This window comes from Flavobacterium sp. UBA7682, from assembly GCF_002482945.1.
Lineage (GTDB): Bacteria > Bacteroidota > Bacteroidia > Flavobacteriales > Flavobacteriaceae > Flavobacterium.
Genome location: NZ_DLGY01000027.1, coordinates 24,608 through 40,062, shown reverse-complemented (window position 1 = coordinate 40,062; position 15,455 = coordinate 24,608). Strand labels below are relative to the sequence as shown.

17 protein-coding genes are annotated in these 15,455 nt (G+C 36.1%); 12 read left to right on the top strand and 5 right to left on the bottom strand.

The genetic code is table 11. The features are described from left to right. From B3C16_RS07990 to B3C16_RS07975, 4 genes are all read right to left on the bottom strand, one after another. The coding region (locus B3C16_RS07990; RefSeq protein ID WP_291130652.1) for an IPT/TIG domain-containing protein at window positions 1-1,050 on the bottom strand (1,050 nt) is incomplete at its 3' end. 9 nt (window positions 1,051-1,059) lie between these two features. Next, window positions 1,060-1,599, bottom strand: coding sequence for a hypothetical protein (locus tag B3C16_RS07985; RefSeq protein ID WP_121314630.1), 540 nt, complete (start codon window positions 1,597-1,599; stop codon window positions 1,060-1,062). A 342-nt stretch (window positions 1,600-1,941) separates the two neighbouring features. Beyond that, entirely contained in the window at window positions 1,942-3,060 is a 1,119-nt protein-coding gene (locus B3C16_RS07980) for a GTP cyclohydrolase (protein ID WP_291130649.1), read from the bottom strand. Continuing rightward, a complete protein-coding gene (locus B3C16_RS07975; protein ID WP_291130646.1) occupies window positions 3,060-4,049 on the bottom strand; it encodes a transporter in 990 nt (329 codons plus the stop codon). Before B3C16_RS07975 ends, B3C16_RS07980 begins: the two co-directional genes overlap by 1 nt. Before the next feature lie 122 nt (window positions 4,050-4,171). On the opposite strand from B3C16_RS07975, the gene B3C16_RS07970 reads away from it, so the two are divergent. The 12 genes from B3C16_RS07970 (at window position 4,172) to B3C16_RS07915 (ending at window position 13,874) form a co-directional block, all read left to right on the top strand. After that, a complete protein-coding gene (locus B3C16_RS07970) occupies window positions 4,172-4,423 on the top strand; it encodes a DUF4834 domain-containing protein (protein ID WP_291130644.1) in 252 nt (83 codons plus the stop codon). 27 nt (window positions 4,424-4,450) lie between these two features. Then, a complete protein-coding gene (locus B3C16_RS07965; RefSeq protein WP_291130641.1) occupies window positions 4,451-6,946 on the top strand; it encodes a YfhO family protein in 2,496 nt (831 codons plus the stop codon). Further along, the gene (locus B3C16_RS07960; protein ID WP_291130640.1) at window positions 6,946-8,235 is read left to right on the top strand and encodes a glycosyltransferase family 4 protein; all 1,290 of its coding nucleotides are present in this window, start codon (window positions 6,946-6,948) and stop codon (window positions 8,233-8,235) included. The genes B3C16_RS07965 and B3C16_RS07960 overlap by 1 nt, the downstream gene beginning before the upstream one ends. Window positions 8,236-8,265: 30 nt before the next feature. Next, window positions 8,266-9,732 (top strand): lipopolysaccharide biosynthesis protein, encoded by a 1,467-nt coding sequence (locus tag B3C16_RS07955; protein WP_291130638.1) that lies wholly within the window; start codon window positions 8,266-8,268, stop codon window positions 9,730-9,732. A 73-nt stretch (window positions 9,733-9,805) separates the two neighbouring features. Further along, window positions 9,806-10,222: a DM13 domain-containing protein gene (locus B3C16_RS07950; RefSeq protein WP_291130636.1), complete on the top strand. Its 417-nt coding sequence runs from the start codon at window positions 9,806-9,808 to the stop codon at window positions 10,220-10,222. A gap of 7 nt (window positions 10,223-10,229) precedes the next feature. Further along, window positions 10,230-11,129, top strand: a complete 900-nt coding sequence (locus tag B3C16_RS07945) for a hypothetical protein (RefSeq protein ID WP_291130635.1) — start codon at window positions 10,230-10,232, stop codon at window positions 11,127-11,129. 150 nt (window positions 11,130-11,279) lie between these two features. Then, window positions 11,280-11,408, top strand: coding sequence for a hypothetical protein (locus tag B3C16_RS07940; RefSeq protein WP_291130632.1), 129 nt, complete (start codon window positions 11,280-11,282; stop codon window positions 11,406-11,408). After that, complete coding sequence (locus tag B3C16_RS07935) at window positions 11,405-11,857, top strand: YciI family protein (RefSeq protein WP_291130629.1); 453 nt, start codon at window positions 11,405-11,407, stop codon at window positions 11,855-11,857. The genes B3C16_RS07940 and B3C16_RS07935 overlap by 4 nt, the downstream gene beginning before the upstream one ends. Before the next feature lie 3 nt (window positions 11,858-11,860). Further along, window positions 11,861-12,244, top strand: a complete 384-nt coding sequence (locus tag B3C16_RS07930) for a VOC family protein (protein ID WP_121314650.1) — start codon at window positions 11,861-11,863, stop codon at window positions 12,242-12,244. 55 nt (window positions 12,245-12,299) lie between these two features. Beyond that, window positions 12,300-12,668 (top strand): iron chaperone, encoded by a 369-nt coding sequence (locus B3C16_RS07925; RefSeq protein WP_121314652.1) that lies wholly within the window; start codon window positions 12,300-12,302, stop codon window positions 12,666-12,668. Between the two features lie 76 nt (window positions 12,669-12,744). Further along, the gene (locus tag B3C16_RS07920; protein ID WP_121314654.1) at window positions 12,745-13,182 is read left to right on the top strand and encodes a VOC family protein; all 438 of its coding nucleotides are present in this window, start codon (window positions 12,745-12,747) and stop codon (window positions 13,180-13,182) included. A gap of 62 nt (window positions 13,183-13,244) precedes the next feature. Continuing rightward, window positions 13,245-13,874 carry a murein L,D-transpeptidase catalytic domain-containing protein gene (locus B3C16_RS07915; RefSeq protein ID WP_121314656.1) on the top strand — a complete coding sequence of 210 codons (630 nt, stop codon included), beginning with the start codon at window positions 13,245-13,247 and terminating at the stop codon, window positions 13,872-13,874. 53 nt (window positions 13,875-13,927) lie between these two features. Here B3C16_RS07915 and glmM read toward each other — a convergent pair whose 3' ends face one another. Next, a complete protein-coding gene (gene glmM / locus B3C16_RS07910; RefSeq protein ID WP_121314658.1) occupies window positions 13,928-15,328 on the bottom strand; it encodes a phosphoglucosamine mutase in 1,401 nt (466 codons plus the stop codon). Window positions 15,329-15,455 lie beyond the last annotated feature (127 nt).

Sequence of the window (15,455 nt, the reverse complement as noted above, 5' to 3'; positions counted from 1 at the left end):
ATCGGAGATTAACACATCATTTGCTAACCATGCTGCAAATGATGTGTTAATCTCCGATTGAGTCTTACAAGACGTTTCGAATTTATTTTCAGGACAATTTAAAACCACCGGATTTAAAGGTGGCTGTTCGACAGTAACTTGAGTTTCTTTTGAACATCCGTTATTATCTACTACAGTGATAGTGTAACTTCCTGCCGGTATATTTTGAAACTCAACAGAAGGATCAGCCTGAGGTCCAATTACAATATTGCCTGGTTGAAGCGTAAAAGTATATTTTGAGGAACCACTTGAAGTAGCATCTGCAAATAGAGAGGTAGTTCCTCCGTAACAAGTAATCGGATTATAATAAGCTTCTAAACCTAGATCTATAATTGTTATAGACTTACTACAAGTACATTCTCCACCATCGTTTATAACATTTAATTGAAAAAGAATCTGACCTCCGGAAGTTCCAGGATTTATTATTGTAGTTTGTGTACCAATATCATTTACGGGATCATAAATAAATGGTCCAGTAGAAACTAAAAAAGCTCCTGAGGTATTCTGAGGACCTACAGGAAAACTATAATTAAGAGTTGGCTCACCGGTACTAAACTGAACCGTAGTCGTTATAGCAATATTTCCATCTGCTAAACATGCTTTTAATATCCCCGAAAGGTTACATGAAGGAGCCGGAAAAAAAGTAAAGCCTGATTTTTGACCAAATCCTGTTGGATTGGTAACTCTGACTGAACCTGAGGAACCAGCACCTACTACAGCAGATATGGTATTGTCATTAATAACATTAAATGACATTGCTGGTGTTAAACCAAAAGAGACTGCAGTAGTCCCTGTGAAATTGGCACCTGTTATTGTTACTACCTGACCTTGAGCACCAGAACTTGGAATAAAAGTGGTGACAGTAGGAGCAACAGCGTAGACAGCATGACCTAATACCATTGCAAAAAACAACATCAATGCCTTGATATTATTTTGCCATCCATTGGTGATGCCTTTTTGGCAACAATAAGGCTCGCCTTCGGATGTTTTGTTGAGTAAATTTAAATTCATATCTAGTGTTTATTTGGTGTTTAAATCCTTATTATTACGAACAACTGTAACCGATTGGGTACATGTACACGATTCTCTACTGCCATCAGCAGAAGGATTAGTAACTTTCAATTCTATCGTAAAAGTACCTACTAGCTTGCCTGCGTTTACAGAAATTTTATCAAGGCCATTTTCTGAAGCAAAAATAGCTTCAGTGTTATTGGTTTTGAAACTCCACAAATAGACCGTGTTAGGTTTTGCATTTGAAACATCTGATTTAAACTGCAAAAGACGATTAGCACGAGAACTCGTATCACCTAATTCATACTTTAGCGGACCATTCAAGTTACATGCTGGCGGTTGAGCAAACAAAAAATTGGTAAATAAGAAAACAAAGAAGAGTAGAAGAATTGTTGCTAACCCTTTCTTTTTTGAGGAATCGACCGATATGGAACTTTGTAAGGCAGACGAATTTGTATCTCTGCTAAAGTCCATTCTGAAACCATTTTCGTTTTCGATAAAAACATAATCTTTTTTAATCGAAAAATTTGATAACGTACTTTTTTTCATAATGTTTATGTATTTAGGTAATACCACATCACGAATAAGTTTGGTTTTGTATTTTTGGGGACAAGCATCGAAGGGTAAATCTTCAATATCCTTGAAATGTGTGAAAATAATAAACGGTAGACTTTTTACTTGGGATTATAAAATTAGATAGAAATCTAAATACAATGTTAAAATGGCCGTAAGTTTTCTACGAACATTTACTTTTTTCCGATTAACTACACAAATGACTAAAAAACTCAAATCGATTTAACATCAATTTCAATATTTTTTCAAGAGAAGTCTAAATATTAGTGTTTCGTACAGGTAAATTTAACATTATGAAGGCATTAAGAACTTGTGAAATCACAAAAGTTTGCTGTAAGTTCTCCTTCTTCTAAAAGTAACGGGATCAAAATGTTTCCACATATTGTGAATGGCATGATTGTCTTCTAACTCTGGTGTACGAATACACTGCAGAATTCCTTTTTCTTTAAAAGTGTTATAATATTCATTAAAAATGATAGCGGTAACGCCTTTACTTTGGTATTCGGGATCGATACCAATTAAATAAAACAACACTTCTTTGCTTTCCTTTTTTGCTTTAAGCAAATGATAGAAACCAAAAGGAAATAGTTTTCCATTGGCTTTCTGCAAAGCTTTTGAAAAACTCGGCATCACAATACTAAAAGCTACAATATTATCGTTTTTATCTAAAACAAACTTAATGTATTCCGGATTGATAAAGCTGATATACTTTTTCTTGAAATATTCTTTTTGCACATTGGTTATCGCCACAAAAGAAGACAAGCTGGCATAACTGGCATTGAATAAATCAAACATCTTATCCACATAAGGCATAATATCTTTGTTATTCGTAAAGTTTAAGGCCTTTAATTCGTAGCGTTTTTTGATTAACTCATTGGCCTTTAAAAACAATTCGGGCTTGACATTGGCGAAAGGAAATTTATTTTCAAGGTATTCTTTCTCCTTTATATAACCCAATTGTTCCAAATGCTCCTTATAATAGGGAAAGTTGTACCAAGTAATCATTGAACCAATCTCATCAAAACCTTCGGTTAAAACACCTACTTTATCCAAATTAGAAAACCCCATCGGTCCTTCGACATATTCTAAATTATTGGCTTTGCCAAATTCGTAAACTTTTTCTAATAAAGCTTTGGTCACTTCAACATCGTCAATGACGTCCCACCAACCAAAACGAACTTTCTTTTTTTGTTGGTCATTGACTTCGTCCCAATTGATAATGGCGGCTATTCTCCCTACAATTTTATGGTCTTTATAAGCCAAATAAAAGTGCGCCTCTGCCGAAGTAAATGCAGGATTTTTAGTTTTATCAAAGGTTTCCATTTCATCACTAACCAAAGGCGGAACCCAATAAGGATGATTTTTATATAAAGTAAAAGGAAACTTAATGTAATCTTTAATCAGTTTTTGGGTATTGGCTTCAACTATGGTAATCATTATGGCTTTGGATTTTCTAATTCTACTTCGTCTTTGCGCTTTTTGCCTTTGTCTTTTTTAGATTTTTTATCTTTTTTCTTGTCGTCTTTTTTGTCGTCTTTTTTGTCGTTTTTGATTCTTTTGTAATTGGTTTCATAATTACTATCAAAACGCCAAGACATTCCAAAACCTCCATACATAATAGCCGGAGTATCTTTTATATTTTTAGCAACATACGCATCAAGCTGTATGTTTTCTCTAATTAAATAAGCTGCACCCAAACGCCCAACTGTATCAGCATAAAAGTCGCTTTTGTAAGCTTGAATTTCTAAAAAACCGGACCAACGCATATTAAAACCTCTGGTCATCGTTGTAATCCAACCCAAAGTCGGGTAATCAGTCATGTATTTGTCGGCAATAATATTATTGACCCAAACCCATTTACTGCCAAAATGATTTTGCGTAATCAACATCAATTTCGGACTGATAGTCGGATCAGAATCAAACGTAAACGGATTGGTGCCTAAGTTCAAATTAAAACCTCCGTAAACTGCTACCGCCGGAATGAATTGTTTCCAGCTAAACTTATGATTCGCTTTCCAACTATACACATTGGGTTTATCGTCTTTCAATTGTACAAAAGGATCAAAAACCAAATATTTAGCCCCTAAAGTAAACTGTTTAAAACCACCGCGAGTGTCTTCAACTAATGGCGCAGTGTACCAATCATATTGATATTGCGTCTCTAAATTAAACTCAAACTGATCAAAAAAAGCGCCATACCGAACACTTAATTCCGTCCCGAATCCATTGGCTTCATAACGCGCTAAATCGTGTTTTTCCTGAATACCATACAAACCTCCTTCAGCCTGAATTACTGTCTTTCCAACAGAAAAAGCAGACATCGATTTTCCCGGACGATTCGAATTGATGATGTCAGTATATTGAGCATATTGTGAAGTTGAAATCAGCAAAAAGCCAACAACCAACAGTGATTTTATTTTTAGCATAGCAGAGCCTTTAGTGTGAAATATTGTCTCCCAAAAGTAATACAATTTATCATTTATTTAAGAGGTCAAAGCGAATTTTACATGTGGAATTTAGTATTTTTGACAAAAATTATATTTGCAATATGGAAACTGCATCAATGCCCGGCTTTGTTAAAACAATATTATGGATTATAGCCATTTACTATATCTTTAAATTTCTTGCAAGATTGTTTTTACCTGTTGTTGCCAAAAAAGTGGTTGAAAAAGCAGCTGAGCAATTCCAACAACAGCAGCAACAATTCCAAGAACAACAACAAACGCAAAGCTCTAAAACCGAAAAGCCAAAAGAGAAAAAAATCGTTGGTGATTATATTGATTTCGAAGAAATTAAGTAATTTCACTTGAAAACCTAATCCAAAAACATGAAACAACTTCAAAAGTTTTATCCCCATTTTTTAGCCATTTTTGGTTTTATTATAATCTCTTTAATTTATTTTTATCCTGTTCTGCAAGGCAAAAAAATCTACCAATCGGATATTGTACAATATACCGGTATGGCCAAAGAACAAAACAATTTCAGAGCCGAATACAATGCTGAACCTTTTTGGACAAACGCCGCTTTTGGCGGGATGCCAACCTATCAACTTGGTGCCAATTATCCAAATGATTTTATTGGAAAACTAGACGATGCTTTACGATTTTTACCAAGACCTGCGGATTATTTATTTCTTTACTTTTTAGGATTTTATGGTTTGCTTTTGGTTTTCAGAATTGATCCGCTAAAAGCTTTTTTTGGGGCGCTGGCTTTTGGTTTTTCAACCTATTTAATTGTCATACTCGGCGTGGGACATAATGCCAAAGCGCATGCTATTGCTTATATGCCATTGGTTATAGCCGGATTTATTTTGGTTTTCAGGAAAAAATATTGGCACGGTGGCATCTTAACCATGTTGGCGGTGGCTTTGGAAATTAATGCCAACCACTTCCAAATGACTTACTATTTGTTGTTCCTCTTACTAATTTTGTCGGTCTATTTTCTTTACAGACTATATCAAGAAAAAGATTTAAAGTCATTACCCAAAATCGCCTTAACCTTTGCTATAGCGGTTATTTTAGCTTTGGGAACCAATGCTTCCGGATTATTGGCGACTAAAGAATACTCCGATTTTAGTATGCGTGGCAAAAGCGAACTGACTTTTAATGCCGACGGTTCTAAAAACACAGAAACGGCTTCAATGTCTAAAGATTATATTACCGAATATAGTTATGGAATCGGAGAAAGTTTAAATCTTATCGCACCTCGTTTGTATGGCGGCGGCAATAGCGAAAAACTGGGAGAGGAATCGAATGTTTACAATTATATGTTGTCTTATGGCGCTACCGATAGTGAAGCCAAAACTTTTACAGAAAACTATGCGCCAACTTATTGGGGCGACCAACCTATAGTAGCCGCTCCGGCCTATATTGGGGCGATTGTTTTCTTTTTATGTGTATTAGCCTTGTATCATGACAAACGCAAAGTGAAATATGCGTTCTTAGCCGGTGCTATTTTTGCCTTATTTCTTTCTTGGGGTAAAAATTTCTCTGCACTAACCGATTTCTTTATCGATTATATTCCGTTGTATGATAAATTCAGAGCGGTTTCTTCTATTCAGGTGATTTTGGAATTGTGTATTCCGGTTTTAGCCATCATGGGATTGCAATCTTTTTTCAAAGAAACTGAAAACCAAAAGAAATCATTGTTGTATACGTCAGCAACTTCTATTGGCTTACTCCTTTTGATTTTCCTTTTCAAAGGTGCTTTTTCTTTCTCAAGTCCGGTTGATTCTCAAATCATGGCCATGCTCAATCAAGGACAAGATAAGGCTTTCGGATTAGGATTCGTGGATGCTTTACGCCAAGACAGAATGGATTTATTTACCGCAGATTTATTGCGTTCCGGGTTTTTTATGATTGTTGCTTTTGGAACACTTTGGTTTTACCTTAAAGGAAAATTGGTTCAAAGTACGGCTGTAATTATCATCGGAATCTTCATGGTTGGAGATTTATTCTTTATCGATAAAAATTATGTAAGCAACGACGGAGAGCAATTCAGAAGCGCTCTTGAAATTGACCAACCTTTTGAACCTTCACAAGCCGATATAGAAATTTTAAAGGACACTACGGTTTTCAGGGTTTATGAATTACAAGGCAGATTACAAGGCCGAACTTCTTATTTTCACAAATCGGTTGGCGGTTACAGCGCTGTTCGTCCAAGAAGATATGAGCAATTATTTGAGTATCATATTGACCAACAATTAAACGATTTGGGCCAAATGATTGACTCGGAAACCATGACTTTAAAAACCAGTATTCCAATCCTGAATGCTTTAAACATCAAATATTTATTGGTACAAACTAAAGACGGAGAAAATGTACCGATAACCAATCCTTTCATCAACGGGAATGCATGGTTTGTTTCCGAATTGAAAACCGTGAATTCTGCCGATGAAGAAATGAAAGTTTTAGGCAAAATTGACACTAAAAATGTAGCAACAAGAAATAGCAACGATTTTACCAAATCTGCTTTGACTGCTTCTTTCCAAAAGGATAGTTTAGCTGCGATAAAACTAGTAGAACACAAACCTAATTATATCAAATACACGGCTACCAATACTAATGATGGCTTTGCTGTTTTCTCTGAAAACTATTATGAAGGCTGGAAAGCTACTATAGATGGAAAAGACACGGACATTCACAGAGTAGATTATGTATTGCGTGGTTTAGCCATTCCAAAAGGCAAACACACTATCGAATTCAAATTTGAACCACAAGTCGTAAAAACCGGAAGTACCATTGCTTTGTTTAGTTCAATTGGAATGTTGCTGGTTATAATTGGCGGTGTTTATTTTGAACAAAAAGGCAAGAAAATTGAGTAATGTCTGAACCCAAAAAACTCCTAATCATCACATATTACTGGCCGCCAGCCGGTGGACCAGGCGTTCAGCGTTGGTTAAAGTTTGTCAAGTATTTGCCGGATTTCAATGTACAACCTATAGTGTATGTTCCTGAAAATCCAACCTATCCGATAATTGACAATGGCTTGGAAAATGAAGTTTCGGAGAAAGCCATTATTCTGAAAAATAAAATTTTCGAACCTTATGGTTTGGCTTCTTTTTTGGGCAAAAACAAAACCAAGAAAATCAGTTCAGGTATTATTCCCAATCAGAAGAAACAATCCTTTTTAGAGAAAACCTTGCTTTGGGTTCGCGGTAATATTTTTATACCCGATGCGCGTTTTCTTTGGGTGAAACCTTCGGTAAAATATTTATCAAAATACATTCAGGAAAACAATATCGATACGATTGTAACTTCCGGTCCGCCGCATAGTTTGCATTTGATTGGCTTACAATTGAAGAAAGATTTAGGTGTAAAATGGTTTGCTGATTTTCGCGATCCTTGGACCACCATTGGCTACCACAAAGCCTTGAAATTATCAGCTTCAGCCGAGAAAAAACACAAAGCTTTAGAGGCAGCAGTTTTAAATAAAGCAGATACCATTATCGTCACCAGCAAAACCACCAAAACCGAATTCGAAGCCATTACTTCCAAACCCATCGAAGTGATTACCAATGGCTATGATGTGGAAAAAATAACCAAACAACCTTTGGATTCCAAATTTACTTTGGCACATATTGGTTCGTTCTTATCGGAAAGAAATCCGAGAATTCTGTGGAAAGCCTTGAAAGAATTGACCAAAGAAAACGAATCTTTTAAAAACGATTTCCAACTCAAATTAATCGGCGCGGTAAGTCAAGAAGTTTTAGATACGATTACTGAATTTAAACTCAATGATTATGTATTGAATTTAGGCTATGTTTCGCACCAAGAAGCAGTCGAACACCAACGAAAATCACAGGTTTTGTTACTCATCGAAATCAATTCCGAAGACACCAAAAGCATTATTCCCGGAAAATTATTTGAATACATGGTTTCCGAAAGACCAATTGTCGCGATTGGCCCGGAAGGTTCCGATTTTGCCGAAATTATTACGGCAACCAATACCGGTGTTTTCTTTACCTATGAAGAAAAAGAAAAACTAAAAGCGCTACTTTTGAAATATTATCAAGAATATAAAAACCAAAGCCTAAAAGTTCACGCCGTTGGTTTACAACAATATTCCAGGCAGCGTTTAACAGAAAAACTTTCGAAACTCATACATTCGTAATTCATAATTCCTAATTCTTAATTGCAAAAAATGGGCATCGTCATCAACCAATCCATCAAAAACACCATCATTACCTATATCGGGTTTGCGATTGGCGCGGCGAATACTTTGTTTATGTATCCGCATTTTTTGGGTGAAAAATTTTACGGTTTGACGGGTTATATTTTGTCTTCGGCCAATATTATTTTTCCGCTGATGGCTTTTGGTGTTCACAATACGTTGGTCAAATTCTTTACGCAATATAAAACCGAAAAAGAAAAAGGCGAGTTCTTAACCTTTGTGATGATTTTACCCTTATTGGTTCTCCTTCCAATCGGATTATTCGGAGCCTTTTTCTACACTGATATTGCTACTTTTTTATCCCGAAAAAATCCTATCATATTCGACTTCACTTGGCAAATTCCGGTGATTGGTTTGTGCATGGGTTATTTTGAAATTTTTTATGCTTGGGTAAAAGTCCACATGCAATCGGTCTTCGGAAGTTTTGTTAAAGAAATTTTACTTCGAATCTTCATTAGTATTTTTCTTTTCGCCGTTTACTTTGACACCATTTCGGCCGAAACATTTGTCGACATTTTAATGGGCATTTATTTGCTAACCACTTTGGTGATGTTGTTTTATGCCAATAAAGTACAGCGCATTCAATTCTCATTTAAAATTCCACACAATTTCAAAGCCGTTCTCACCTATTCCTTATTTATCATTCTCTCCGGAAGTATTGCCAATATGCTGCTCGACATCGACAAAACGATGATTGGACAGTATATCAAAATTGAAAATATCGCTTATTATTCGGTGGCGATTTTTATTGCGACAGTGATTTCGGTACCAAGCAGAGCAATGCATCAAATTACGTATCCGATTACCGCCAAACTAATGACCGAAGGCAAACACGATGAGCTAAACGACTTGTATAAAAAGACCTCTATCACGCTGCAAATTGTTGGCGGACTGGTATTAGTAGGCATTTTGGTCAACATCAACCAACTCTATTTACTCTTACCCGAAAACTACCGCGGTGGTGTTTTTGTGGTTTTCGTGATTGGTCTTTCTAAATATTTTGATTTGATTTTAGGAAACAACAATGCAATTATTTTTAATTCTAAATATTATAAAGCAGTGTTATTTTTAGGATTGCTATTGGCTTTTTTAGCAATAACATTAAACATGTATTTCATTCCGATTTATCAAATTAATGGTGCAGCCATTGCCACACTAATTTCAATTACGTTGTATAGTTTGGCCAAATTGCTTTTTGTAGTTTTAAAAATGAATCTCTATCCGTTTACTCTAAAAAACATTTATGCTTTAGTCATTGGATTGATTTGCTTCTTTGCTTTTTATTATTGGGATTTCCCTTTTCATCCGATTGTCAATATTATACTTAAATCAGGTTTGGTTTGCTTGTTTTACGTTGGTTTAATATTCAAAGCCAACCTTTCTGAAGAAATTAATGGCGTAATTGTAAATGTGTTGAAAAAAGTAAAAATCTTGTAATCTTCATCCAATTGTAAACTAGCCGACAATTCTTATCACAAGCAATGTTGAACTTTGATAAAAATTGAAAGCTATGAAAACAATTCTTTCCCTTTTCACCCTTTTTTTACTCTTTACTTCCTGCGAAGTAGAAGGTGAACTCACTCGAGATGTGGTTGAAGAAGAGATTAGCAACGAAGCCGTACTCAAATACAGCGGCATTTTTAGCCCAACATCAGGAATCAACGTGCAAGGCGGCGTAAAAATTTATCAGCAAAACAATGCTTATTCGCTAAAATTGGACCAATTCAGTATTTCATCCGGACCGGATTTAAAAGTCTATTTGTCTAAAGCAGATTCGCCTTCCGAATTTGTCAACTTAGGCAATCTTAATCCAAATGCAACTTATTCAATTCCGCAGCAAGTGAACCTTGCCGATTATCCTTATGTATTAATCCATTGCCAGCAATACAATCATTTGTTTGCCATTGCGGCGTTACAACCTAATTAAAATGGTTATGAAAAAGATTGTTTTTATTGGTTTGTTATCGATAATCGGCAGTTCAACTGTTTTGGCTCAAGGTTGTAGTGATGCCGGTGTTTGTTCGATTGGGAATAGTTTTGATAAAGAAAGCACAAGTAAGAATCTAATCGAAACCGGAAGTATTTATGGTGTCGGTGAAGCCGATGTGACTTATCTTTCTTCGTATGTAACTTATTCGAGAGCATTTAGTGAAAAATGGGCGTTGAGTGCCAAATTTACTTATTCCATAGCCGATGGCAGTTTTGGTCAGCGCGGACAATTTGGCGATGCTTATCTAATCAGCAACTACAAATTAGCAGAAAAAAACGAAAAGCAATGGAGTATTCTAACCGGATTCAAGTTTCCATTCACCACTTCAAATGCCAAAATTAATGGGTATTCTTTGCCTTTGGATTATCAGGCGAGTTTGGGAACTTTCGATTTGATTTTGGCTACCAATTATAAATATTCCCAATGGGATTTTAATTTAGGCCTCCAAATTCCGGTATTCAACAACAATAAGAATTCCTATTTTGCCGAATACAGTGGTACCAATGATTTTCCTTCAACCAATTTATTCGAAAGAAAATCAGACGCTTTATTCCGTACGACTTATACTTATCAAACACTGAATAAAAAATTCACTTTCAAACCAAACGTACTGTTCTTGTACCATTTGGGCGAAGACAGTTATGAAAACATTTTTAGCCAACGCGAAATCATTGAAGGCTCAGACGGTTTGACTATCAACGGTAATTTGATAACGAGTTATTCTCTCAATGCCAAAAGCAGTTTGGAACTTTCATTGGCAACACCATTTGTTGTCCGTGATATTCGTCCAGATGGTTTGACTAGGGCTTTTACAGCCGGATTGATTTATAAGGTTTCCTTTTAAGGCGCTAATGTGCTGAGGCACTAAGGAACTGAGGTCTTTAAGTTTTGTTTAATAGATAACCCTTTTGGTGTGATGAAGACCAAAAGGGTTTGTTTTTTTATCCTTTTTAAAAGAAGAAAAAGATTTACCTTTGAGTAACAAACAAAACAAATGAACAATTATTGGACTATTATCGCAGTTACCATTGGTTATTTGTATTCCAGAAAATACGGTCGAGAAGCTGTGGAAAAAATCAATAAGTTCTATGCAGAAAAAGAAAACCAAAATAAGAAATCATGAAAAAAATCATTTTCCTACTATTACTATTTCCCTTTATTGGCTTTGCCCAAGAAACCAATCCCGAATTTGATGAAAAACTAGCCAAATCTTTAAATGCCGATGACTATGGTATGAAAACCTATGTATTTTGCATTCTAAAAACAGGAAGTAACACTACGGCTACCAAAGAAGAAAAAGCTAAATTATTTGAAGGTCACATGGCCAATATCAACAAACTCGCCGCCGAAGGAAAACTGGTTGTCGCCGGACCATTTATGAAAAACGACCGAAATTATCGAGGCGTTTTTGTTTTTAATGTCAGCACCATTGAAGAAGCGAATGCCTTAGTGGAATCAGATCCGGCAGTTAAAGCCAAAATCTTCGAAGCCGAAATGACCATTTGGTATTGCAGCGCTGCTTTGCAACAAGTAAATCAATTGCATAACAAAGTAGCGAAGAAAAAAATGTAATTCATGCTTAATAAAGTCCATCACATTGCCATCATTTGTTCCGATTATGACCTTTCTAAAAAGTTCTATGTCGAGATTCTTGGCTTAGCCATTATTCAAGAAGTGTATCGTGAGGAAAGACAATCTTTTAAATTGGATTTGGCCCTAAACAGTAGTTATATAGTCGAATTGTTTTCGTTTCCCAATCCACCGAAAAGAGTTTCAAGACCGGAAGCTACGGGTTTGCGTCATTTGGCTTTTGAAGTCGATGATATCGAAACCGTAATTAAACATTTGGCACAACATAACATCATCGCCGAACCCATTCGCATTGATGAATACACCGGAAAACGATTCACTTTTATAAGCGATCCGGATGAGTTACCAATAGAATTTTATGAAAGATAAAATCGATTGAGAAAAGACTTTTTGTAACTTTACTTTCCTTAAAAAAAATCCAAGGATGAAAACTACTTTTGAAAGTGTCGACGATTATATCTCCATTCAAACCAAAGAAGTACAAAAACGGTTGGAATCCATTCGTAAAACCATCAAAGAAACTGCACCTGAAGCCGAAGAATGCATCAGTTACCAAATGCCGGCTTATAAACTCAATGGACCGTTAGTGTATTTTGCCGCTTATAAAAACCACATCGGATTTTATCCAACCGGTAGCGGAATCAAAGCTTTTCAAAAAGAAATCGAAAGTTATAAAAATTCAAAAGGCGCAGTACAATTTCCTTTAGATCAACCTATCCCACATGACTTGATTCGTAAAATGGTTGTGTTTAAAGTGAATGAAAATTCAAAGAAACAAAGAATGAAACACTAAGCTTCAATACTAATAACAATAGATATTAGACAATTTTAAAAAATACACTAATCAATAAACCTAAAAACAATAAAAAATGGCACAAGTAAATCCTTATTTAATTTTCAATGGAAATTGCGAAGAAGCATTCCTATTTTACCAATCCGTTTTCGGAGGTGAATTTCCCTATATCGGAAAGTTCAAAGATATGCCATCAGATGACCCAAATTGTCCGCCACCAACACCGGAAGAAGAAAACAGAATCATGCACGTTTCGTTACCTATTGGCGACACCATTTTAATGGGAAGCGACAGTACTTCACAAAGTGGTGATGTAACTATCGGAAGTAACATTTCAGTTTCTATCAATACTGAAAGTCGTGCCGAAGCTGATAGAATTTTTAACGGATTATCCGCTGGTGGCAATGCTTTTATGCCGATGACCAATACTTTTTGGGGGGCTTATTTTGGTATGTTCGTTGACAAATTCGGCATCAATTGGATGGTGAATTTTGACGAAAACCCACAACCTTAAATTATTTTTTGAGCTTACATACTATAAACCATTCTCTTACGTTATAAATAGAAAACCAGCCCGTGAAAAAAAAGATTGTTTTTCTATTGTTAGCCGTAGTGGTTGTAGCTTATGGATACAGCCGGATAAACTATAAAATTAAAAGCGAAAACAAACCAAAAGTCGATACTTCCCGAACCGATAACAAGGCGAAGGAAGCCTTGACTTTTTGTCAAAAAAACAAATACAACGAAGATTTTTGCATACTGATTGACATGAGCATTCACTCGGGTTTGAATCGTTTTTTTGTGTATGATTTTAAGCAAAATAAAATTACCCATCAAATGTTGGTCGGACACGGTTGTTGTGATTCGCCCTGGAGTCAAGATTGGTCAAAAGAAAGCCCAACTTTCAGCAACAAAGATGGCAGTCATTGCTCGGCTTTGGGCAAATATAAAATTGGGCAAAGGGCTTGGAGCGATTGGGGCATTCATGTTAAATATGTGCTTCACGGTTTGGAGGAAACCAATAACAATGCGCAATCGCGATACATCGTTTTTCATTCCTGGGAAAAAGTTTCCGATACAGAAATCTATCCAAACGGAACGCCCGAAGGTTGGGGTTGTCCAACGATTTCAAATACCAATATGAAAATCATTGACCCGATTCTAAAAGCTGCTGACAAACCCGTTTTGATGTGGATTTATAAATAAAAGAAAACCCTTTCCAAACGGAAAGGGTTTTCTTTTGGAAACCAAAAAATTGTTTAAATCCCTGCAACAGCCTTAATCTCGTCAATAATTCTCAAAGCCAATTGATCAGCTGCTTCTTGAGTCGGAGCTTCAGTATAGATTCGAATGATTGGTTCGGTATTTGACTTGCGCAAATGAACCCAATTGTCGGCAAAGTCAACTTTCACTCCGTCTATTGTTGATAGTGAGCTTGTCGAACGATCATTTTTATACTTTTCTGTCATGGCTAACAAAATTGCATCAACATCAATTTGTGGTGTCAATTCGATTTTGTTTTTGCTCATATAATATTGCGGATAACTTGCTCTTAATTCGGCAACTGTCATGTCTAAACTGGCTAAATGCGTCAAGAACAAAGCGACGCCTACCAAACTATCACGACCGTAATGCAACTCAGGATAAATGATTCCACCATTACCTTCACCTCCGATAATCGCATTCGAAGCTTTCATCAATTCGACTACATTCACTTCTCCAACGGCACTCGCTTGGTAACTTCCGTTATACTTTTCAGTAATATCACGCAAAGCACGAGAAGAAGACATATTAGAGACTGTATTACCCGGCGTTTTACTCAACACATAATCGGCACAAGCCACTAAAGTATATTCTTCACCAAACATTTCGCCGTCATTCGAAATAAAAGCAAGTCTGTCAACATCAGGATCAACTACGATTCCGAAATCGGCTTTTTCTTCTAAAACCAATTTACAGATATCGCCTAAATGCTCTTTCAAAGGTTCAGGATTGTGTGGAAAATGACCATTCGGTTCGCAATACAATTTCACGCACTCCACGCCCATTTGTTCCAATAACTTCGGAATGATAATGCCTCCCGAAGAATTTACACCATCAACCACTACTTTAAATTTTCTTTTAGCAACGGCTTCTGCATCTACTAATGGCAAATCCAAAACTTCATCAATGTGAATATCCATATAAGCATCATTCATCGTGATTTCTCCCAAACTGTCCACATCCGAAAAATCAAATGCTTCCGCTTCGGCGATTTCTAAAATCTTAGCACCATCGGCACCGCTTAAAAATTCACCTTTCGCATTCAACAATTTCAAGGCATTCCATTGTTTCGGATTGTGTGAAGCCGTTAAAATAATACCGCCATCGGCTTCTTCCATTGGTACAGCAACTTCAACCGTTGGCGTAGTTGACAAACCCAAATCAATCACGTCAATGCCTAATCCGATTAAAGTATTGACCACTAAATTGTGAATCATCGGTCCCGAAATACGAGCATCTCGACCGATAACCACTTTCAGCTTGTCTTTCTGTATGTTGTTCTTCAAGAAAGTACCATAAGCCGAAGCAAATTTTACCGCATCAACCGGTGTTAAATTGTCCCCAACGTTTCCGCCAATAGTCCCGCGAATTCCTGAGATTGATTTTATAAGAGTCATTTTTTTATATTTTGTTTTTGAAGTACAAATATAAAAAAGTTACTAAGGAACTAAGGTGCTAAGGTGCTAAGTTTTCACAAGCTTGTGCTAAAAAGGCAAACTTTTTCTATATTTACAAAACAACACA

Bases quoted from the DNA above. Each gene is read 5' to 3' on its own strand.
- B3C16_RS07970 (WP_291130644.1), top strand. From the start codon at position 4,172: ATGGAAACTGCATCAATGCCCGGCTTTGTTAAAACAATATTATGGATT.
- B3C16_RS07955 (WP_291130638.1), top strand. From the start codon at position 8,266: ATGGGCATCGTCATCAACCAATCCATCAAAAACACCATCATTACCTAT.
- B3C16_RS07950 (WP_291130636.1), top strand. From the start codon at position 9,806: ATGAAAACAATTCTTTCCCTTTTCACCCTTTTTTTACTCTTTACTTCC.
- glmM (WP_121314658.1), bottom strand. From the start codon at position 15,328: ATGACTCTTATAAAATCAATCTCAGGAATTCGCGGGACTATTGGCGGA.
- B3C16_RS07985 (WP_121314630.1), bottom strand. From the start codon at position 1,599: ATGAAAAAAAGTACGTTATCAAATTTTTCGATTAAAAAAGATTATGTT.
- B3C16_RS07980 (WP_291130649.1), bottom strand. From the start codon at position 3,060: ATGATTACCATAGTTGAAGCCAATACCCAAAAACTGATTAAAGATTAC.
- B3C16_RS07945 (WP_291130635.1), top strand. From the start codon at position 10,230: ATGAAAAAGATTGTTTTTATTGGTTTGTTATCGATAATCGGCAGTTCA.
- B3C16_RS07925 (WP_121314652.1), top strand. From the start codon at position 12,300: ATGAAAACTACTTTTGAAAGTGTCGACGATTATATCTCCATTCAAACC.
- B3C16_RS07930 (WP_121314650.1), top strand. From the start codon at position 11,861: ATGCTTAATAAAGTCCATCACATTGCCATCATTTGTTCCGATTATGAC.
- B3C16_RS07960 (WP_291130640.1), top strand. From the start codon at position 6,946: ATGTCTGAACCCAAAAAACTCCTAATCATCACATATTACTGGCCGCCA.
- B3C16_RS07965 (WP_291130641.1), top strand. From the start codon at position 4,451: ATGAAACAACTTCAAAAGTTTTATCCCCATTTTTTAGCCATTTTTGGT.
- B3C16_RS07920 (WP_121314654.1), top strand. From the start codon at position 12,745: ATGGCACAAGTAAATCCTTATTTAATTTTCAATGGAAATTGCGAAGAA.
- B3C16_RS07940 (WP_291130632.1), top strand. From the start codon at position 11,280: ATGAACAATTATTGGACTATTATCGCAGTTACCATTGGTTATTTGTAT.
- B3C16_RS07975 (WP_291130646.1), bottom strand. From the start codon at position 4,049: ATGCTAAAAATAAAATCACTGTTGGTTGTTGGCTTTTTGCTGATTTCA.
- B3C16_RS07935 (WP_291130629.1), top strand. From the start codon at position 11,405: ATGAAAAAAATCATTTTCCTACTATTACTATTTCCCTTTATTGGCTTT.